The organism is Glycomyces sp. NPDC047010, assembly GCF_040644205.1.
Lineage (GTDB): Bacteria > Actinomycetota > Actinomycetes > Mycobacteriales > Micromonosporaceae > Glycomyces.
Map to the genome: position 1 here is coordinate 418309 of NZ_JBEYVY010000004.1, position 18775 is coordinate 437083.

The 18775-nt window shown below is 68.6% G+C and carries 23 protein-coding genes; 13 read left to right on the forward strand and 10 right to left on the reverse strand.

Annotation, left to right across the window (positions count from 1 at the left end):
* Window positions 1-41: 41 nt before the first annotated feature.
* The 5 genes from AB0A65_RS11050 to AB0A65_RS11070 form a co-directional block, all read right to left on the reverse strand.
* Entirely contained in the window at window positions 42-452 is a 411-nt protein-coding gene (locus AB0A65_RS11050; protein WP_359949826.1) for a helix-turn-helix domain-containing protein, read from the reverse strand.
* Between the two features lie 856 nt (window positions 453-1308).
* Entirely contained in the window at window positions 1309-1536 is a 228-nt protein-coding gene (locus AB0A65_RS11055; RefSeq protein WP_359949829.1) for a hypothetical protein, read from the reverse strand.
* Window positions 1537-1599: 63 nt separating this feature from the next.
* The gene (locus tag AB0A65_RS11060) at window positions 1600-1743 is read right to left on the reverse strand and encodes a hypothetical protein (RefSeq protein ID WP_359949832.1); all 144 of its coding nucleotides are present in this window, start codon (window positions 1741-1743) and stop codon (window positions 1600-1602) included.
* Entirely contained in the window at window positions 1740-2048 is a 309-nt protein-coding gene (locus AB0A65_RS11065) for a hypothetical protein (RefSeq protein ID WP_359949835.1), read from the reverse strand. Before AB0A65_RS11065 ends, AB0A65_RS11060 begins: the two co-directional genes overlap by 4 nt.
* Window positions 2049-2104: 56 nt before the next feature.
* Entirely contained in the window at window positions 2105-3955 is a 1851-nt protein-coding gene (locus AB0A65_RS11070; RefSeq protein ID WP_359949838.1) for a WD40 repeat domain-containing serine/threonine protein kinase, read from the reverse strand.
* 419 nt (window positions 3956-4374) lie between these two features.
* On the opposite strand from AB0A65_RS11070, the gene AB0A65_RS11075 reads away from it, so the two are divergent.
* Window positions 4375-4539 (forward strand): hypothetical protein, encoded by a 165-nt coding sequence (locus AB0A65_RS11075; RefSeq protein WP_359949842.1) that lies wholly within the window; start codon window positions 4375-4377, stop codon window positions 4537-4539.
* Window positions 4540-4547: 8 nt separating this feature from the next.
* On the opposite strand, the gene AB0A65_RS11080 is transcribed toward AB0A65_RS11075, so the two are convergent.
* On the reverse strand, window positions 4548-5060 hold the full coding sequence (locus AB0A65_RS11080; protein WP_359949845.1) for a hypothetical protein: 513 nt from the start codon (window positions 5058-5060) through the stop codon (window positions 4548-4550).
* A 286-nt stretch (window positions 5061-5346) separates the two neighbouring features.
* Here AB0A65_RS11080 and AB0A65_RS11085 point away from each other — a divergent pair, with 286 nt between their 5' ends.
* The 3 genes from AB0A65_RS11085 (at window position 5347) to AB0A65_RS11095 (ending at window position 7035) form a co-directional block, all read left to right on the forward strand.
* Window positions 5347-5673 carry a hypothetical protein gene (locus AB0A65_RS11085; RefSeq protein ID WP_359949848.1) on the forward strand — a complete coding sequence of 109 codons (327 nt, stop codon included), beginning with the start codon at window positions 5347-5349 and terminating at the stop codon, window positions 5671-5673.
* A 286-nt stretch (window positions 5674-5959) separates the two neighbouring features.
* Window positions 5960-6496 carry a hypothetical protein gene (locus AB0A65_RS11090; protein WP_359949851.1) on the forward strand — a complete coding sequence of 179 codons (537 nt, stop codon included), beginning with the start codon at window positions 5960-5962 and terminating at the stop codon, window positions 6494-6496.
* 218 nt (window positions 6497-6714) lie between these two features.
* Window positions 6715-7035: a hypothetical protein gene (locus AB0A65_RS11095; RefSeq protein ID WP_359949854.1), complete on the forward strand. Its 321-nt coding sequence runs from the start codon at window positions 6715-6717 to the stop codon at window positions 7033-7035.
* A 712-nt stretch (window positions 7036-7747) separates the two neighbouring features.
* On the opposite strand, the gene AB0A65_RS11100 is transcribed toward AB0A65_RS11095, so the two are convergent.
* Window positions 7748-8317: a hypothetical protein gene (locus tag AB0A65_RS11100; RefSeq protein WP_359949857.1), complete on the reverse strand. Its 570-nt coding sequence runs from the start codon at window positions 8315-8317 to the stop codon at window positions 7748-7750.
* Between the two features lie 494 nt (window positions 8318-8811).
* Here AB0A65_RS11100 and AB0A65_RS11105 point away from each other — a divergent pair, with 494 nt between their 5' ends.
* Complete coding sequence (locus AB0A65_RS11105; protein ID WP_359949860.1) at window positions 8812-9363, forward strand: DUF6283 family protein; 552 nt, start codon at window positions 8812-8814, stop codon at window positions 9361-9363.
* Here AB0A65_RS11105 and AB0A65_RS11110 read toward each other — a convergent pair.
* Together AB0A65_RS11110 and AB0A65_RS11115 are read right to left on the reverse strand one after the other, a co-directional pair.
* Window positions 9360-9944, reverse strand: a complete 585-nt coding sequence (locus tag AB0A65_RS11110; RefSeq protein ID WP_359949863.1) for a peptidase inhibitor family I36 protein — start codon at window positions 9942-9944, stop codon at window positions 9360-9362. The genes AB0A65_RS11105 and AB0A65_RS11110 overlap by 4 nt on opposite strands.
* Window positions 9945-10055: 111 nt before the next feature.
* Window positions 10056-10646: a hypothetical protein gene (locus AB0A65_RS11115; RefSeq protein ID WP_359949866.1), complete on the reverse strand. Its 591-nt coding sequence runs from the start codon at window positions 10644-10646 to the stop codon at window positions 10056-10058.
* A 135-nt stretch (window positions 10647-10781) separates the two neighbouring features.
* On the opposite strand from AB0A65_RS11115, the gene AB0A65_RS11120 reads away from it, so the two are divergent.
* From AB0A65_RS11120 to AB0A65_RS11130, 3 genes are all read left to right on the forward strand, one after another.
* Window positions 10782-11339, forward strand: a complete 558-nt coding sequence (locus tag AB0A65_RS11120) for a helix-turn-helix transcriptional regulator (RefSeq protein ID WP_359949869.1) — start codon at window positions 10782-10784, stop codon at window positions 11337-11339.
* A 105-nt stretch (window positions 11340-11444) separates the two neighbouring features.
* A complete protein-coding gene (locus tag AB0A65_RS11125; protein WP_359949872.1) occupies window positions 11445-11600 on the forward strand; it encodes a hypothetical protein in 156 nt (51 codons plus the stop codon).
* 27 nt (window positions 11601-11627) lie between these two features.
* Entirely contained in the window at window positions 11628-12461 is an 834-nt protein-coding gene (locus tag AB0A65_RS11130; RefSeq protein ID WP_359949875.1) for an alpha/beta fold hydrolase, read from the forward strand.
* A 101-nt stretch (window positions 12462-12562) separates the two neighbouring features.
* Here the strand turns inward: AB0A65_RS11130 and AB0A65_RS11135 are convergent, their stop codons facing one another.
* On the reverse strand, window positions 12563-12985 hold the full coding sequence (locus AB0A65_RS11135) for a hypothetical protein (RefSeq protein WP_359949878.1): 423 nt from the start codon (window positions 12983-12985) through the stop codon (window positions 12563-12565).
* A gap of 196 nt (window positions 12986-13181) precedes the next feature.
* Here AB0A65_RS11135 and AB0A65_RS11140 point away from each other — a divergent pair, with 196 nt between their 5' ends.
* From AB0A65_RS11140 to AB0A65_RS11160, 5 genes are all read left to right on the forward strand, one after another.
* The gene (locus tag AB0A65_RS11140) at window positions 13182-14027 is read left to right on the forward strand and encodes a hypothetical protein (protein ID WP_359949881.1); all 846 of its coding nucleotides are present in this window, start codon (window positions 13182-13184) and stop codon (window positions 14025-14027) included.
* Window positions 14028-14113: 86 nt separating this feature from the next.
* On the forward strand, window positions 14114-15499 hold the full coding sequence (locus AB0A65_RS11145; RefSeq protein WP_359949884.1) for a hypothetical protein: 1386 nt from the start codon (window positions 14114-14116) through the stop codon (window positions 15497-15499).
* A 300-nt stretch (window positions 15500-15799) separates the two neighbouring features.
* Complete coding sequence (locus AB0A65_RS11150; RefSeq protein WP_359949887.1) at window positions 15800-16435, forward strand: fasciclin domain-containing protein; 636 nt, start codon at window positions 15800-15802, stop codon at window positions 16433-16435.
* 308 nt (window positions 16436-16743) lie between these two features.
* A complete protein-coding gene (locus tag AB0A65_RS11155) occupies window positions 16744-17658 on the forward strand; it encodes an acyl-CoA desaturase (RefSeq protein WP_359950075.1) in 915 nt (304 codons plus the stop codon).
* 12 nt (window positions 17659-17670) lie between these two features.
* The gene (locus tag AB0A65_RS11160; RefSeq protein ID WP_359949890.1) at window positions 17671-18765 is read left to right on the forward strand and encodes an alpha/beta hydrolase; all 1095 of its coding nucleotides are present in this window, start codon (window positions 17671-17673) and stop codon (window positions 18763-18765) included.
* Window positions 18766-18775 lie beyond the last annotated feature (10 nt).

Below are 18775 nucleotides of genomic sequence, written 5' to 3' on the forward strand. Positions count from 1 at the left end.
TGCCAGCTTCTCTGGCCAGTTGGAGCCGTACTGGCCTGGGTTCACTCGAACGTGTCGCTCGGCTTGCCGCTGCGGGCTTGGCGGAGGAGGCGTTTGATGGTGCTGGTGTCGACGCCGTAGTGGTGGGCGAGTTCGGCTTGGGTGGTGCCTCCGGTGGCGTAGATGTGGGCGATGGCTGCTTGCTGGTCGGAGGTGAGTCGGTTGGCGGTGGCTTGAGGTCGGTTGGAGTTGCCGTGGACGAGGCGTTTGATACTGCGTGTGCTGATGCCGCATTTAGCGGCGAGAGTCTTCTGGGTGGCGCCCGCGTTGAAGGCCGCGATGAGGTCGTCCCGGTCGGTGGGGGAGAGGCGCTTGCCGATCGCCCTCGGGGACGCTGGCGGGTAGGCGACCGTGGGCTGGTCCTCGGAGGAGCCCAGGGGCGAGGGGCCGGACTCTCGGCCGCGTGCGGGCAAGGGGCCGGACAGGCGTTCCAGGAGGCCGTCTAGCTGGGGGTTTGGGTTCGAGTAAGCGAGTGTTAGGCCGACCGTTAAGCCCCAGGCCAGGGACGAAGTCCCCGGTCTGGGGCTTCGTCGTGTTTGGCTCTCGCTTGTCTGGATGTTCCAGGATGCCTCGGCACGCCCGGCGGCGGAACCGCTGAAGGACGTGGTCTCAGTCGCATAAGATTTCTTCCCTGGTGGGTGCCGATCTGCGCGGCAGAGATCGGTCGGTGAGGAGCCTCAGTCCTACCAATGAGACATCCCGGCTGCCGCAACATTTGGGAGCGAGGGGTCGCAGGTTCAAATCCTGTCGTCCCGACTCAAAACCAGTGGTCAGAAGGGATTTCCAAGAACCTGAAAGCCCGACTGACCGCTCTCGCTGGTCATTCTCTGGTCAAATGAACCAGGATCCCCCGGCACGCTGGCGACCGAAAGCCCCCGACGAAGTGACCTCCATCATGTTCTGGCTGACTCGCATTAGATTCGTTGAGGCGCTTCGCATTCGCTTCTTACGCCTTGAAGAGCTTCAGTTCGATTCGCCTGGGCCCTCCTGCGCTGCATGGGGAGAGCGTCACAAGAACTTCGGGGCCAGAGTCCAAGGTGCGAACCACTCTCCCCGAACACCTCCACGTGCCTGGAGGTGTTCCGATGCTGGTGCACCTGATCACACACGGCCGTACCTGTTCTCCACGCACGTGGCACCGTTTCGGCCGTCTCCGGCACAAACAAAACGACCGCTTGTGACCGAAGATTTCGTCACAGGCGGTCACTGGGGCCCGGGAGGGGGCCGACGGTGTGGAGGACCGTGTCTTGTTCTCGGGGCCGGACCCATTCAGGATCCGGGCCCGAGCCTGAGTAGTAGTCGTTCTAAGCCGACGCCGATCTTGTACCTGGCGGTGTACGAGGCGTCGTCGCCCGAGAACGAGAGGGTGCCTGCCGTCGAGCCCACCCGGTCGCTCCCGATGAAGTCGTCCGGGTCGGGCGAGTCCCGGTCCCATGCCTGGACGATCGTGCCGGTGTTGACCTGCCGGTATACGGCCGCCGTCGAGCCGTTGTCCATCGACCCCGGGGAGTTCCAGGTGCCGAGATCGAACTTGAGCAGGGGTTCATCGCCGTCCGCGCCTCAGTCCTCGGACTCGTGGACGGTGAGAGTGGTGATGCAGGCCAGTGTGTTCGGTGTGTACTCGGCGTGGGCCGGGGCGGCGGCGAACGCCAGGCCCGCCTTCGCCGCGAGCGCCGCAAGGCTCTTGATGATTCGCGATCTCATGATTCCTCCTGTCGTTGCGGTTCGCGGCCAACGTTGTCACCGTGCGGTGTCGCGGCACTGGCGTCGCACTGGCGCACCAGCTCGGGGTGCTGCGGCTGCCCTCCGGTGACGCGCTTGAGGTTCCACTGCTTTGGGACCGCACCGGAATCGGCCCCCTGGACCACGGCGGCGCCCTCCGTCTCGGGGTTGCCGTTGTCGAGCGCCGAACCGGATTGGTATGGGGGAAGGCATTGTGCTCCTGTGCGCGATGCCGGGATGCCCTCCCGGATCAGGTCGGGCCCGACGGCCTCATCGAGGAGGTGCACCGACACCGGTGTGCGCTGAAGCGTTCGCCCGCTGGGCTCTCATGGTGTGGCGCTGGTCAGTCGATGGGCCACAGCCAGCCCCCGGTGCCGCCGACGTACCAGCCTCCGGAGGCGAGTCTGGTGCCGGCGTCGTCGAAGGTCAGTTGGAGGGAGCGCTGGTCGGTGACGGTCCGCGCCACCTGGGCAGTCCCCACATCCCACAGCGCGATCCCGTCGGCATCGGCGACCGCGAGTGCGGCGCCGTCCGGAGTGAACGCTACGGCGTCGACCGCCGCAGAGCTGATCTGGGAGAACTCGTCGCCGCTGCCATCGAGCGACAGCCAACAGCCCTCCTCGCTCCCGAGCGCGAGGCGGCCCTGGGAGCTCATCGCGACGGCGTAGCCGACCGATTCGGGCCCGATCGGCTCGATCCCGGAACCGTCGAGGCGCCAGCGCCAGAACCCCGCCGTGTATTCGGTGCCGGTGAGTTGATCGCCTGCGATGAGGACGGTGTCCTCGTCGAGGAACAGCGCCGAGTGGACTGATGAACTGGCAGCGCTCGCGAAGGGCAGGACGGCGGTGACCTCTCCGGACTCCACGTCCCAGACGGCGCAGATCTCATCGGCATCAGGGGTCCCCACGGGCACGTGGCCGCCCTGGAGCAGGCGGTCGCCGCGGGCGTTGAACGCGAACACGTTCGTCGTTGCGACCGGCGAGTCGAGGGACCGGGTTGCGAGGCCGGTGGCCGGATCGCGGAACTCGACGGGCGTGTCGTGCCCGGCAGTGACCAGGACGGAGCTGTCAGGAGAGAACGCCAGCGCGCCGACGCCGCTCCCGCTGCCCTCGACGAGGACGTCCCGCGTGTGGGCGTCCCAGATCCGTATGGTCCCGCCGCTCCACATGGCGGCGGCCACGATCGTGCCGTCGGGGCTGATCGCGATGCCGTCCAGGTCCTCGTCCGTGAGCCGGTGGCGGTTCCTCCAGAGGTTCCATCCGACGGGTACGGCGGTGCCGACCGCCGCGGTCCCGGCCGCGATGAGGAGGTTGCGCCGGTTGAGCCAGCGCCTGTGCGGCCTCGGGGCGGTTGGGCCCGCGAACGGTTCGGTCGGTCGGTCGCCGGTCCAGGTCCGTGCGTCGGCCTGTCCTGGTGCGAAACCCGGGCCCGGTGCAGGGTCGACGAGTGTGGGAGCGGGGGTCGGACCGGCGGCCGCGGCGAGTCGGGACGCCAGCTCGGGCAGTGCGGGCCGCTGGGCGGGGTCCTTGGCGAGGCAGGATTCGACGAGTGCCCTGAGATCCCCGGTGAGGCCGCCGAGTTCGGGGGGTTCGGCAACCACACGGTGGATGACGGCGGCGATGGTGGAGGCGTCGAACGGACCCTTGCCATTGGCGGCGAACGCGAGGACGCACCCGAGGGCGAAGGCGTCGCTGGCAGGGGAGGCCGTGTCGGCGGTGATCTGCTCGGGGGCCATGTACCCGTAGGTGCCGAGGATCGTGCCGGTCGCGGTGAGCGTGCTCGCGTCGATCGACCGGGAGATCCCGAAGTCGATGATCACCGGGCCGTGCCCGGCGATGATCACGTTGCCGGGCTTGAGGTCCCGGTGGACGAGCCCCATCGCGTGGATCGCCCGGAGTCCGCCGACGAGTCCGGCGCCGAGCGCCGCCGCCGTGGCGGCGGGGAGCGGGCCGTGTGCGGCGACGTGTTCATGGAGGGTCGGCCCGGGGACGTACGCCGATGCGAACCAGGGGCGCGCCGCCTGCGGATCGGCGTCGAAGACCGGCGCGGTGTGCGGGCCGGTGACGCTGCGGGCGGCCGCGAACTCGCGTGCGAACCGCTCCCGGTACTCAGGACTGGACGCGAACTCGGCGCGGAGCAGCTTCACGGCCGCTTGGCGCCCGTCTCGCGTCTGGCCGAGGTACACCTGACCCATTGCCCCCGCGCCCAGCCGTGCCCGCAGCCGATACGGGCCCAGACGCTTCGGATCGCCTTTGCCGAGGGATTCCATGTGTCACCATCCGTCTCGAAGAGTTGTCCCGCAGGGGTTCTGGCACACGATAGAGCCCACCCGCACAACAGCGCGGCGACGCTCTGCCGCCCGTTCGTACCGGGACGACGTCCCGGTCCTGGTGGCGGCGAAGGGAACCGCCGTCCCAGGAATTCTGGAGGTCGTGACCGGGACGGGCAGGCCGTCGCGGCCTACACCGCCGGACCGGTCCTTGACCGCGATTCCAGACAGCTCCGCGATCGCGACTTGATGTTCAACTCCAATGGGAGGCGGAACCTCAAGTGAGCGCGGAGCTTGGTCGCTCCTTGGCACGGCGGGGCGGTGCAGTTACCGATGATGAGGTGGTGGATGACGACTTCGATGCCGACGAGGGCGGCCCGCACTACCTCGTCGAGGCGTTCCCGCAGTGGCGGATCCACACCGGAGACGACCGACGGCGATCGCAGCGGCGCGAGCCTGAGACACACCACGGCATGACTGATGAAGGCCGCAGGCAAAGGAATGCCTGAGAGTTTGGCTACGTGCGAATCCCACATCGCTTCGGGTGGACATGGTGAAGTCGAGCGGTCGCGTCCTTGAGGGGATCGTCCTGAAGTGCGATCTCCGTGATTCCCTCTGTCAGGACAGTCAGAACGAACAGCCTCTTCCTCGGGCAGCGAAACGGATCGAGCGAGAGGCCCAGCACATTCTGCTCCTGGTTGTGGGTCATGAACAGCGTGCCCGCGGTCTGATGGACCCGGACCGGAGCAGTGAAGCGCAGGCTGATGTCTCCGTTCGCTTCGGTGAAGTCAAAGCGGCCGGTGCTTCGATATCGCACCTCGGTGATGTAGGGGTCGTTGAGAGTCTCGCCCGCAACAACGACCTCGATGTCAGGCTCAGTGAAGGGCAGGAGTCGTCTCGATCGACAAGCGACCAACCGCAGGTGTCGCTTCGGCGGCCGCGCGGACGCCGAAATGCCCACCACGGCCACGAGAACGCTCACGACGGACACGACCAAAGCGGCAAGATCAGTGCTGGTTGCGGAAGGCATTGGGGGGCAGGTGAACCTGTTCGCTCGTCGGGTGGGCGTTCAGATTAGCAACAGTCCCTCCTTCGGGCAGGTCGTGGCACACGTCCCCGCGACGACCGCTGCCGGGATGGTGCGAAGACTCCTGCCGCCGACCCGCCGCAGTACCGCCTGGTCACGGTCGACTCCCGCCACCAGACTGATCGCAGAGCGGCCCGGCCCCGCCGATCCCCACCAGGTGGCCGAGCACTGGGTACGGCTTCCGCTCGCGTCACCAGTTGGCGCAGACCCTTGCAGCGGAAGGAACGCGATGTCCATGAACGGTGTCCTCAAGGCGAACGCGCGACGGGCCTCGGCGGTGCTCGCAGGCTTCGCGCTGGCGGCGTCCATGACCGGATTCGCCCTCGCCGGTGCCGCCGCGGCGGCACCGGCGCCCGCCCAGGTGGAGGCGACATCGATCGACTCCGGCGACTACACGGCGTCCCGGGGCATCTACTACGCGTCCTTCAGCACTTCCACTCGGTGCGGGGAGGTGGCCGACTGGCTCGGCTCGTTCAACGGCATCACCGATGCCTGGTGCCTGCAAGGCAACGCCATGGGCACCATCTGGCACGTGTACTACGAGGGACGCCTCTGACAGCCGCCCGCCTTGTCGCAGCGAAATGCCCCGAAGCTGGCGTACGAGGACGCATGGTGCACTTGCGGTGCCGGTGGCCGGTGCTCGTTCCGGAGGTCGCGGATCGTCTCCGTCAATCCTATTCGGGCATCGGCCTCAGGCCGGTCCAGCGGGCGTCCGGGCTTCAGTGCCAGATTTTCCACTCGCAATGCTGGGCCGCAACGGTCCGACAGTTCCCCAGGCGCCGGACAGACCTCGCAAGGCCAGCCGGATCCACCCCGCTCGTTTCTCACCGAAGGTCGTCCACATGACGGACAGCAATGTCAAAGCGAACCTCTCCCGGCGGCGACTGCTGCAAGCCGCGGTGATTATCCCGGCTGCCGCGGTTCCCACCCTCGCCGTCGCGAGCCCGGCCCACGCGGGCTACCTGGACCCCATTTCGCGTTCAAGCGTGATGGCCCGGGCCCGCAACTGGTACGACCGCGACATCCAGTACGAGATCAGCGGCAAAGCCTCCGACATGGACGGGACCCACTTGTACTGGCGCAACTGCGCCGGGTTCGTGGCAATGGCCTGGCACTCCCACGCGCCCGGACCCAGCATCCCGCTCCTGGCGCAGATCGCCCCCAAGATCAAATGGGGCCACCTGCGACCGGGCGACATCGTCAACAGCATCGACGAAAGCCACTGCATGCTGTACCACAAGCGGGGCGGGACCGGATACGTCTGGATGTACGACCTGGCGAACCCCAGCTACGACATGCGGCACGCGCGGCACAGCGTCGCCTCGCTGAAGGCCCGGGGCTACCAGCCCCGCCGCTACCCGAAGATCCGCAACGGCTGAGGTATCGATCGCGGCCGCAGCGCTCCTCACGAATCGGCGGGCACGCGGTAGGGCACCGAGAATGCGGCAGCGAAGTCCTCCAGCAGGGCCCGGTCGCCATCGAGCGTCAGAACTCCCTCGTCCAGCGCCCGGCGCGGGGTGAGTTCGCCCGCGAGCAGGTCCCGCAGACGCGGGGTGCCGGTAAATGCACGAGCGGGTCTGGGCCAACGAGGCGGGGCTTGAGCGTCGACCCGGTCGAGGCCGCGGTGCAGGCCGGGATCGTCGCCGACTGCCCCGCGGCCGTTCCGCCTGCCCGACACCGACCGCGACGTGTGGGTGGCCAGGTCGCGGCCGAGGACGGGTACGTGGTGTGCCACGACAGCGGCGTCCAGCGCCCGGCCGGGGTGCAGGCCGCGGTGTGCCACGGGTTCTGGCTCCGCTACCGCACGCACAGCTTGTTCTGCGAGTACATCGAGCGGTTCTACCACGCCCGGAAGGTCCCCCCGCCGCCGCGAACCGCCAGCGCCGACCCCCAGGACCCGGCCCCGCGCGCGGTGTGACCGCAGCTCCGGCCGCCGCGTGCCGGTGCAACATGACGCGCCCGCTGCTGCCGGTGCGCTCGATTCGTTGCGCACCGGCATCGGCCGATCCACCCGCCGCGCCCTGTCGGCGTCATCGACAAGATCGCCCGCGCCGGAGCCGCCGCACCCGCGGTCAAGTCCGAAGTTGCCATCGGCACCGGGACCATCCACCTGCGCGAGCGGCACACGGTCGGCACTCTCGACGCGACAGAGCGCACCGCCATCGGCCTCGACGCCCCGATGCACGGGGACGCCGTCCGCTCGCTGCTGGCTGTTGACTGCACTAGCTGAGGCTGGCGCTTGCGTTCGTGTTGTCGGTGTCTGAAGCTGCCTGTGTGGTGGGTGAATCTGGGCAGTTGGACGTGCTGCGCGAATGTGCGCTCAACGGCACCGAGCACCGATCCCATGTCGAGCAGGGCAAAGCCATCGGCGACTACGTCAGATGGCGCAACCAGAACGCCAGGCCCAAAACCAGATTCGCGATCAACTCCAAGATCCGCCACCCCGATTACCGACCCAAGGTTCGCGGAGAAGCCACTAGCACCGGCCCTGTGCCCGAGCTCAACTCGATCGGGCCTGCCGCATGGCCGCGGTCTCGGCGGCGACGACCCCGGCGAGTGGAATGAGCGCCAGCCAGGCGAGGGCGGTGATGCTCGCATCCCTGGTACCGGGGACGTGAGCGTCGCCATCGTCAGGTGAGGCTGAACGACTCCTGGATCGCCTCGATCTGCGCTTTCAGCTCTGGCTCCTGACCGAGCATCATGCTGCGCGTAGTGATGATCCGATCCTCAACCCTGATGGACGTCGTGGAGAACCACCCGAGAATGTCGTGCGAACCCGAAGCCGTGGCGGAGGGGTACCCGTCGACGGTGCCGGACATCGGCTCGATCTCCGGAGCGTCGGTTCCCCCCGCATCAACGAAGGCATTGATCGAAACTGCGACCTCGTCTTCCGGGAGAACGTCCTCGTCCGCGTCCCACGCGAAAACGAGCATTCGGGCCTCGCCCCCTGGTGAACTGACCACCGAGGTGGGAACCTCGAACTCCTGTTCCGCCATCTCTTCCTCTGAGAGCCGCGTCCAGCCCTCGGGGAGGGTGAAGCAGAGACCGGCCTTCTCGTCGATGACGTGCGCCGCATCGTCGATGCACGTCGCGCCGGTCGTCCCGGCATCGTTCGTTGCGTCGTTCGATGCGCCGTCATCGGTACCCCTGACGACCAGGTACACGGCGGCCACTGCCGCCAGGGCCAGCCCGATGGACACGAAGGTGAAGAGTTGCTTCCGGTTTCGGCCCGCCGCAGGTCGCGGCCCGTTCGAGGGGATGGTCGACGGAGCAGTCGAAGGGGAGGACTGAGGGGCAGTCAAGGGTGCACTCCTGGGATCGGTGGGCGGCAGTGAGATGCCGGACCTCGGTCGCCGGGCCGAAGCGATCCGCAGCGACCAATGGGGACGGGACAGGGACTGGACGGGGATGCGAGACAACGAAGACGATACGGTGCGGGAGCGATTCACGGGGGCCCTCGCGCCGCGCCTGCCGGTTTTCCGCCGGTATCGCCCCCATGCGCGGCTCGCGGTAACAACGAAACGGGCAACCTGCCAGGAATTACCCGATCAACCAATCCGGTCAAGCCACTTGTGCAGCGAATGGGTTTGTGGGTGCGGCTGGAACTGCGGTCCTGAACCCCCCACGTGCGGGCGGTGCGCGGTACGCTGCCGGGCGCGACGAGGACGATACGGCAGCCGTTCGAGGAGTACCGATGCGCGACAATGAAACCCCGAACGCCGCGCCCGCCCCGGCGAGTGCGTTCGCCTACCGGCACCGGTCCTGTACCGAGTGCCCCTGGCGCCGCGACGCGACGCCAGGGGCGTTCACCCAGGCCGAGTTCGCACGCATGCGCGAGACGGTCGAGCAGCCCCCGGGCGGTTTCACCGGCGTGTTCGCGCCGGTCTTCGCCTGCCACATGACGTCCCCGACCAGCACCCGCGACGCCAACCGGCCGCGCGTGCGCTCTGCGTCCCATGCGATCCACCCCAACTCCGGACTGCGACACGATATTCGCCGGGAAGTGCGACAGCGGAGACCGGACGGCCGCTGGGAGGCGCATCTCAACCATGAGTCCCGCGGTGTCGAATCCGAGCTGCGGAAACGGGTCGAGGAGGCCGCGTTCTACGGCGAGGAGGCGGTCGGCGCCTGGGGCCTGTCGCCGCTGGTACCGAGTGGCCCAAGTCAGCGCGATGCGGGCCGGGGCGGCGCCGATCACGGCGCCGCCCCAAGGAAAGGCGTTGCAAGGCAGGGGTGCGGTCCTTAGCAGGCCTTGACGCCGTCGGCGCGGTCGTTCTTGTCGTCGCCGACGTAGGTGCTCGACGTGGGAGCAGGAGCGGAAGTCCACATCGGAATCCATCCGGTCCAGTCGTGCCAGTTGTAGACGGTAGTCTGGACACCGCCGGTCTGGTTGTCGTGGTACGAGGACGCCATGTCGCGGAAGTAGGGCTCGGTCTTGCTGAGCTGGTGGATGAAGCCGCACTCGGTGAACCGCACGCGGACGCCCTCGAAGTTCCTGTCCTCATACAGGCACGTCCACCCTCGCGGGCAGTTGCGGTAACCGTTGCCGTACTCGATCTCGTTCGGGCCGATCGCGGTGTCTTCGCCTTCCTCGGGGATCGTCAGGACCATGGTGCCGCCGTCCCAGGCGATCTCGTTCTCGTTGATCTGGACGCCGTCGGTCGAGTTCGCGAGGACGGCGTCGATCTTCGCCTGGACGCTGTCGATCCGAGGGGAGGAGGCGGCGCTCGGATCGCCGAGGACGGTGACGAGGGCGATGAGCATGGCGGCGAACGCCGCCGCCAGCGCCGGGGTCCTTCGCGACCGGAATAGCGGGTTGGTGTGCATGTCCGACCTTTCTGTGGTGATCGTGCGTTGAGAAGGGTGTTCTCCGCGCACCCCAAGTGAACGGGTGCTCGCAGCAGGTGCAAAGTGTTCGTTGCAATCGGCTGGAATCCGCTACGGTCGACGGCTTCGGGCGGCGGGGTGGAGTGCCCGGCAGCCCCTTGCCGAGGAGTCGGATGTCAGAGCATGGCGCCGGGGCGCCCCGGCCTCGGATCGCGGCAGGGCTCGGCCGGGCGGTGGCAGCGCATCTGGCGCGCACCGGTCAGCCGGTCGGCGATGCTGCAGGCGCAGGTCGCCCGCCCAGCTGTCACAGCGCACTCCACCGGTCGGGAAGGCCAAGTCGAGCGCCATGCGCCCGGTGAACGGTTCAAAACCCTCACGTGTGCCGAGGATGCGCTCCCCGATGTGGTCGGCAAGCGGCGTCGCATCGCCACCCTCACGCACCTCGACACGACCCCATTCACCCATGTCGTAACCCTCATGGGGCTCGGACGCCTCGATGATCAGGCACCAGTCCGAACCGGTGGTGATCCGTATCGACTCCTGACGCTCATCAGTCAGCCACACCTCCAGGGGTGCCGCGGTCTGCACGCCTTCATACCAAAACCATGAGGCGGTGACCTTCACCAGGCGACGACCGATCAAACGCTGCGGCGCGATCCCAGCGCCGTGCAGGGCACACACACTCGGCTGCTCCAACTCCATCAGCCGAAGCTACCGCCAGCCACGGCAGGAGCAACAACCTAATACGGGACAAGCTTTAGAGTTGGTGGGAGTTGATACCACCCTGGCGGGCGCGCAAGCGGAGCGAGTCCGAGCAGATTGAGCGGAGGCGGGCGCATGTCGGCGACGAAGCTCCTGGTACTCGGTGTCGTGCACCTCTCCGGCGGCGCGCATGGCTACCAGGTGCGGTCCGAGCTGCAGAGCTGGCGTGCGGAGATTTGGGCCAAGATCAAGCCCGGCTCGATTTATCACGCGCTGAAGAAGGCGGCGGCTGCTGGCCTCCTCACCGAACACGCCGAGCCGGGCAACTCCGGGCCGGAGCGCGTTCTGTACCGCGTGACAGCTCGGGGACGTGACGAGATAGTCGAACTGGTCCGCGACGGTCTGCGGCACACTCACGACCCCGCCATGCTCGACGCGTCGATCGCCATGTTGCCCATGCTGACCAGGGCAGATGCCATCGCGCACGTCAACGAGCGGGTCGCGCGCCTGGAAGCGGAGCTGGTAGAGCAGGCCAAGTGGCGGGAGCACCCGAACCCCGACATTCCCGAACACGTCCGGGATCAGGCCGAACTGTGGGCGGGACATGCACGCACCGAACTGGAGTGGGCGAAGAGCCTGAGCAAACGACTGGCTGAGGGCGCCTACACCATGGCCGATGATCCGGGTTTGTGACGAACGGTCCCCTAATCAATCTTGACTAGACGCTCCTCCTCGTGTACTTTCACCGAGTAATCAAACTTGACTAGACGGCCGACATCGGGGCTGGCCAGTCTCGGGTTGGCGGCATTGCTGACCGGTGCTGTCATCACCGATCAGTTCGTGCTCAAGCAGAGCCCTTGGTTGCCGCTCGCCCTTCTCGTCGTGGCGGCCGTGATCGCAAGGGCGCGGTGGTCGCGCACCGAGGCCGTCGTCGGCACGCTGCTCAGGCGCTGAGACAAGCCTCTCGAACGGAGATGTGAGATGAACGAGATGGTCTTTCGCGTGACATCAAACGATGGCACCGCCATCGCCTACGACCGGAAGGGAAGCGGCCCGGCTGTCGTCCTGGTAGGCGGCGCACAGGACGACGGAGCCGAGAACGCTCCCTTGGTACCTGCTCTCGCCGAGCACTTCACGGTGTTCAACTATGCCCGTCGGGGACGCGGCGCGAGCGGCTTCACCGAGCCCTATGCCGTGGAAAGGGAGATCGAGGACCTGGATGCGTTGATCGCGGAGGCGGGCGGCTCGGCACACCTGTTCGGGGCGTCCTCTGGTGGCGCTCTGGCGCTGGAAGCCGCCGCGGCCGGGTCAGCCATCGACACGATCGCCGTGTGGGAGGTGCCCTACGCGGTCGGGGACGACATACGCCCGCGATTCGAGGAGTACGTCGCGGACACCCGACGCGCCTTCGACGCCGGGCGAGACGAGGAGGTTCTCGAACTGTTCATGCGCATGACCGGCGCCTCCGACGACAACATCGCGGCCAGGAAAGCGGCAGGCAAGCAGACGGAGCATTGGGCGGATTCGGTCGCCCTCGCGCCCACGCTGGTCCACGACAGCCTCTTCCTCAATCGCTACCAGTTGCCGGCCGATCGACTGGCAACGGTCACCCAACCGGTCCTGGTCACCACCGGAGGACCGATTACGGTCTCCTACATGGCAGGCCTGCCCTCGGACTTCTTCGACCGCGCAGCCGACGAGCTTGCAGACCTCCTACCCCACGCTCAGCGGGAGACCCTTGAGGGGCCGGATCACGTCGTCGACCCACAGGTCGTCGGCCCGCTGTTGCTACGGTTCTTCAGCAGCGAACACTGAGGGGCCCGCGAGGTGCTGCGGGAAGACCGATTAGGCACCGCGCAAGCAGATCTTCGTCGCGCTCGCTGGTTGTGTCTGAAGCCGCTTCGGCGAATACAAGTTCATTGCCGGGTTTCGCGGAGGATGCGCTTGATGGTGCTGAGACCGACGCCGTAGGTGCGGGCGAGTTCGGTCTTGGTGTTGCCTCCGGTGGCGTAGTTGGTGGCGATGGCGTCGCGTTGTTCGGGGTGAGGCGGTTCCAGTTCGGCCTGGTCGGTGGGGGAGAGGCGTTTGGCGAGCGTTCGCTCAGGCGCTGGCGGGTAGGCGATGGGAGGTTGATCGTCGGGGAGCCGGGGGTCAAAGGTCCGGTTTCGGGTTCGCGGGTGGGCCACGGGCCTGATAGGCGTTTGAGAAGGGCCGTTAGCTGGGGGTTCAGGTTCAAATAAGCGCGACTTAGGCCGACAGACGGACACCGGGAACATCAATGATGTTCCCGGTGTTTTCGTGTGCGTGCTGGCGTAGCGGCGGTGCGGCAGCAAGTTCACAATGCGATCGAACGGCACCTGGCCGACACGGACCCACTCGATCCCAGTCCTAGTCCCCATCAGGCCGTGGCTCAGTGCGGATCGGGCTCTTGAGCTGCATGTATGTCGATTTATTGAGATTTCTCGTGTTCTGGCCCATCTGGGGGTGCCCTGGCGGCGAATCTCTCATGCGACGTCTTCTGAAGGAGGTGATTCGATGAAGATGAACGCAGACGCAGCGCCAGCGCCCTCGCCGGTTCTGGTCTCGCTGCGCAGAATTGGGACCACCGCGGGTTTCTCATTCGGGTTCGTGCTGCTCGGCCTTGTCGCGGCCACAGAGGCGAACGCTTCCGAAGACACTGAGGACGGTCTTCTGGGCGGTGTCGCGGGCGCACTCGGTGCGGCCGTTGCGCCCGTCGAGGAGCTGTCCGAGGTGACCGAGCCCGTGGGCGACCTGGTGGCACCGGTCGCCGAGACCGCCGAACCGGTGGTCGAGGGCGTGGCCGAGCCGCTGGTGGCCGAAGTGGTCGAACCGGTGGCTGAGCCGGTCCTTGAGCCGGTCGCCACCGCGGTGGCGCCGGTTCTCGAATCCGTCTCAGTGCTGGCCGAGCCGATCACGGCGCCCGTGCTGGGCGCCGCAAGCCCGGTCGTGGACCCGGTCGTCGAGGCCACTGGCCTCGAACCGTCCGCGCCGCTTCCAGAGGAGGCTGCACCGGTTCCCGTCGGGCCCTCCGGGGCCCCGCCCGAACCGGCCGCGGCAGTGCAGCGTCACGTCGAAGAGCAGTCCGTCCTTCTGGACACCGCGATCGACGCGCGCAGCGCGACTGGGAACGAGACCCGATCCGATCCAGCGCAAGGCCATTGGCCGACCGGTGGGTTCGCGATCGGGACCTTCGCTCCGGTGGGCGGTGCGAGCAACGCGAACGGGTCCACCTCCGCTGACCATGCAACAGCAGTGGAATGGCCAGCCGCGACTGGCGACACCGCGGCCGGTCCCGGGCCTCCGGGCCAGGAGCCGTTCAGCGAATGGTTCGGGTACGGCGACCGCGACCATCCGGGCTAGACGCCTTTTCTCTTCCGCAGATTCAAGTTCGAAGACGCAATGGAAAAGAAGGGAACGTCATGCACAGATATGTGCGACGCGGTCTGGTGACCGCAGTGATGTCCGGCGGGATCATCCTGCTGGGCGGCTCGATGGCGAGCGCCGACGAGGGACCGGGCGACCTGCTCGGCATCGCCGGGGCCGTCGACTCCGTGGCCTCGGCCGTGACCGGAGGCGACCGCGACGGCACCACCACAGGTGACGCCACGGCCGACGGTGACAGCGACGCCGATGCGACAGGTGGCAACGGCGGTGACTCCGGTGATGCCGGGGACGCCTCCAGCGACAACACCGCCACCTCCGGGAACTCCGGGGACTCGGGCGATTCCGGTGACACCGGCGGGAACAGCGCGCTGAACGTGTGCGTGCTGGCCGAGTGCCACGCGAGCGCCGATTCGGGCGACTCCGGCGACACCGGTTCCACCGGTGACACCGGGGATGCCTCGAACACCAGCGAGACCGCCGGCGGCAACTCCGGTACGGCCGGTGACGGCGGCGACGCCGACGCCGCTGCCGAGTCGGGGAACACCGCCGACAGCGGTGACGTCTGGAACGAGGACGGCTGGTTCGGTCACGGCTCCGGCGACACCACCACTGGTGACGCCGACGCCTCCGGGGACTCCAATGCCGAGGGGACTGCCGGAAACGGTGGGAACTCCGGCGACGCCGGTGACGCCGTCAGCGGCAACACCGCGACCTCCGGGGATTCGGGCGACTCGGGCGACTCCGGGGCGACCGGCGGGAACAGCGCGCTGAACGTGTGCGTCCTGGCCGAGTGCCACGCGAGCGCCGATTCGGGGAACTCGGGGAACACCGGGTCCACCGGTACGACCGGCGACGCCTGGAACACCAGCCACACCTGGGGCGGTCACTCCGGCGACGCGGGCGACGGCGGGGACGCCGACGCCGACGCGGGCAGCTGGAACGCCGCCCACTCAGGCGAAGCCGTGAACGCGGACGGCTGGTGGCACTTCGCCGACTGGAACCGCGGCAGCTGGGGCGACACCGCCTCCGGTGACGCCACGGCCGACGGCGACAGCACCGCGGGTGCGAACGGCGGCAACGGGGGCGACTCCGGCGACGCCGGGGACGCCGCGAGCGACAACACCGCCACGTCCGGCGACACCGGTGATTCCGGTGACTCCGGATCCACCGGCGGCAACACCGCGCTCGGGCTCGCGTTCGGCGAGTCGAACCAGGACCGCCACGGCTGGCACGAATGGTGCGGCTGCTGGGAGCACGACGATGCGTCCAGCACCGAGGTGACTTCGGGCGACTCCGGCGACACCGGCTGGACCGGTGCGACCGGTGACGCTTGGAACTCCAGCCACACCACTGGTGGTCACTCCGGTGACGCGGGCGAGGGCGGCGACGCCTGGGCCCACTCCTGGGGCGGCAACACTGCGCATACCGGTCGGGCCCTGCTGGCCTGACCTGAAGTGAAGTGAACAACGGGCGGGGCATCCGAAACGGGCGCCCCGCCCTCACGCTGCCCCGAACCCGCGCCGGCGCCCCGCGATCGAGGGACAGGCTGGTGTCCCACCCACAAGCACTGGCACCCAACGTTTCCCGGTGGAAGCGCGAGGATCGCGGCGGGCCGTCGAAGCGGTGGGGGCGGGGCTGGAGAGATTTTTGGTTGGGGACCCATCCGGGGTGGTCCTGGTGCCGAATCTGGGGCATGGCAGGGCGCCGGAGGCGTCTGGGCCCGGTACCCGATGAGAGAGGCATTCACGATGAGCAATCGACTCCTGACCCGCGCCGGAGCGCTCGCCCTGGCCGCGGGATGCGCGATCGCGCTGTCCGCGTGCTCGGACGACACCGGCAGCGACGACGCTACTGAGGACACCTCCGCCACCCAGGAGTCCATGCCCGAGGAGACCACCGAGGCCATGACCCCGGCCGGCGAGTTCGGGGCGGCGTGCTCGGCGGTCCCGGCCGACGGCGAGGGCTCCTTCACCGGTATGGCCGACGACCCGGTCGCCACCGCGGCGGGCAACAACCCGGTGTTGTCGACGCTGGTGACCGCGGTGACCGAGGCGGGGTTGGGCGACACGCTCAACACCGCCGAGGACATCACCGTGTTCGCGCCCACCGATGAGGCGTTCGCGAAGATCCCCGAGGCCGACCTCCAGGCCGTGCTGGCCGACACCGAGACCCTCACCTCGATCCTGACCTACCACGTCGTGGCCGGCCGGCTCGCGCCTGAGGACCTGGCCGGGGAGCACGCGACGCTCCAGGGGGAGAGCCTGACGGTCGAGGGCGCCGGTGAGGACTTCACCGTGAACGGCGAGGCCGCCGTGGTCTGCGGCAACGTCCAGACCGCCAACGCCACCGTCTACATCATCGACACCGTCCTCATGCCCGCCTAACACACCCACACCACACACAACGCGCCCTCGTCCTCGTTCCCGGTCTGCTGCGCCAGGCCCGGACACGAGCAGCAGCGCGAGAGCGCCGGCCGGAACCCGTTCCGACCGGCGCTCCTTCGCATGGAGGCCCGCCGACACTGACCCTCCCCCTGGTCGCCGACGTGCCCCTCGACGTCTGACGCATCTCTGCCGCCGCCGTGCCATCCGCGCCGCGATCGGCGACGAATCAAGGGTGATCGGTCGAATCGATTCGGGAACGGGGTGTCGGCATCGTGGTGACAACGCAAGAGGGGCGTGCGGAGACGCGGCTGGGCCACCGCCGCCTCCACGGCGAGCCGCGCGACGTCGGACGCCAGTCCCTGGTGTACCTGTTCCTGCTGGTCCCGATGGCGGCACTGGTCGCAGCGGTGCCGCTGGCGTGGGCGACCGGGCTGCTGTCGTGGTCGGATGCCGCGCTCGCGATCGGGTTCTACGTCCTGACCTGCCACGGCATCACCGTCGGGTACCACCGGTTGTTCACGCACGGCTCGTACCGGCCCAACCGGCCGGTCAAGATCGCCGTGGCGATCCTGGGGTCGATGGCGGTGCAGGGCCCCGTGATCTCGTGGGTCGCCGACCACCGCCGCCACCACGCGTTCTCCGACCGGGAGGGGGACCCGCACTCGCCGTGGCTGTACGGGACCTCCGCATGGGCCCTGGCGAAGGGGTTCTGGCACGCGCACATGGGGTGGATGTTCCAGCCGCGCAACACCACCAACGCGGAGCGCTTCGCCCCCGACCTGCTCAAGGACCCCGACCTGGTGCGCATCGACCGGCTGTTCTGGGTGTGGACGGTGGCGACGTTCGCGCTCCCGGCGCTGCTCGGCGGGCTGATCACGATGTCGTGGGCGGGCGCGGCGACGGCGTTCTTCTGGGCGGGCCTGGTGCGCGTCTCGGCGCTGCACCACGCCACCTGGTCGACGAACTCGGTCTGCCACATGATCGGCGACCGGCCGTTCAAGAGCCGCGACAAGGCCGCGAACTTCTGGCCGCTCGCCCTGCTCTCGGGCGGGGAGTCCTGGCACAACTCCCACCACGCCGACCAGTCGTGTGCCCGCCACGGCGTCAGGCGCGGCCAGATCGACACCTCCGCCCGCGTCATCTGGCTCATGGAGCGGGCGGGGTGGGTCACCGACGTCAAGTGGCCCACCCCCGAACGGCTCGCCAAACTCGCCGCCGACTAGCCGAGGAGGACCATGCCGTACGGATACGCGGCCGCGCTCTTCATCGCGGCCGTCCCCATGCTGGCGGCCCTGACGGCCTCGGCCCGGCCGGGCCCGGCGGGCACGATCGTGTTCTACCTGAGCGTGGTCGTCAACGAGGCGCCGTTCCTGTGGCTCGCATGGGTTGGCGCCGCCACGGCGCTCACGTGGGGGCTCGGCGCCCTCTCCGTGTACGGCGCCGCGGCCGCCGCCGCAGTCGCGCTCGGGCTGGTGGTGCTGGCGCTTCGCGCCGCCGCGGCGCGGCAGGTCCTCGAACAGGTCATGGGGCCGCTCCCGCGGTCCCGGTCGTGGGGACGTCTCCTGCTCGGTCCCGTGCTCCGCCGCCGCCGCACCGTCGAGCACGTCCGCGGCCTCCCCTACGGCCCCGAGGACCGCAACTCGCTTGACCTGTACCGGCGCCCTGGGTCCCGCGGCGGGCCGGTCCTCGTCCACTTCTTCGGCGGCGGCTACCGCTCCGGCCGCAAGGACACGCAGTCGCTGGCGCTGCTGTACCGCCTCGCCGAGGCCGGCTGGGTCTGCGTCAGCGCCGACTACCGGCTGCGGCCCGCCGCCGGGTTCACCGACCACCTGTTGGACGCCAAACGCGTGATCGCCTGGATCAGGAAGCACGGTCGCGAGTGGGGCGCCGACCCCCGACGGATCGTGCTGGCCGGGTCCTCCGCCGGGGCGCACCTGGCCGCCTCGGCCGCGTTCACCGCGGCGGACCGGGCCCTGCAACCCGGGTTCGAGGACGTCGACACGGCGGTGAGCGCCGTGATCGGGTTCGGCGGCTACTACGGGACCTACTACGGGCAGGGGCCGCGGACGTCTCCGCTGGGCCTCGCCGGGCCCGCCGCGCCGCCGTGCCTGATCGTCCACGGCGAACGCGACACCGTCGTGCCCGTCGCCGACGCCCGCCACTTCGCGCAGGAACTGCGCGACGTCTCGGCCCAGCGGGTGGTCCTCGCCGTCCTCCCCGGCGGCCAACACGCCTTCGACCTGGGCCATTCGCTGCGCTTCGACGCGGTCATGGACGCGGTCGAGGCGTTCACCGGCACCGTCCTCGCCTCCGGCCGCGACCCGAAGTGAGCCCGGCGCG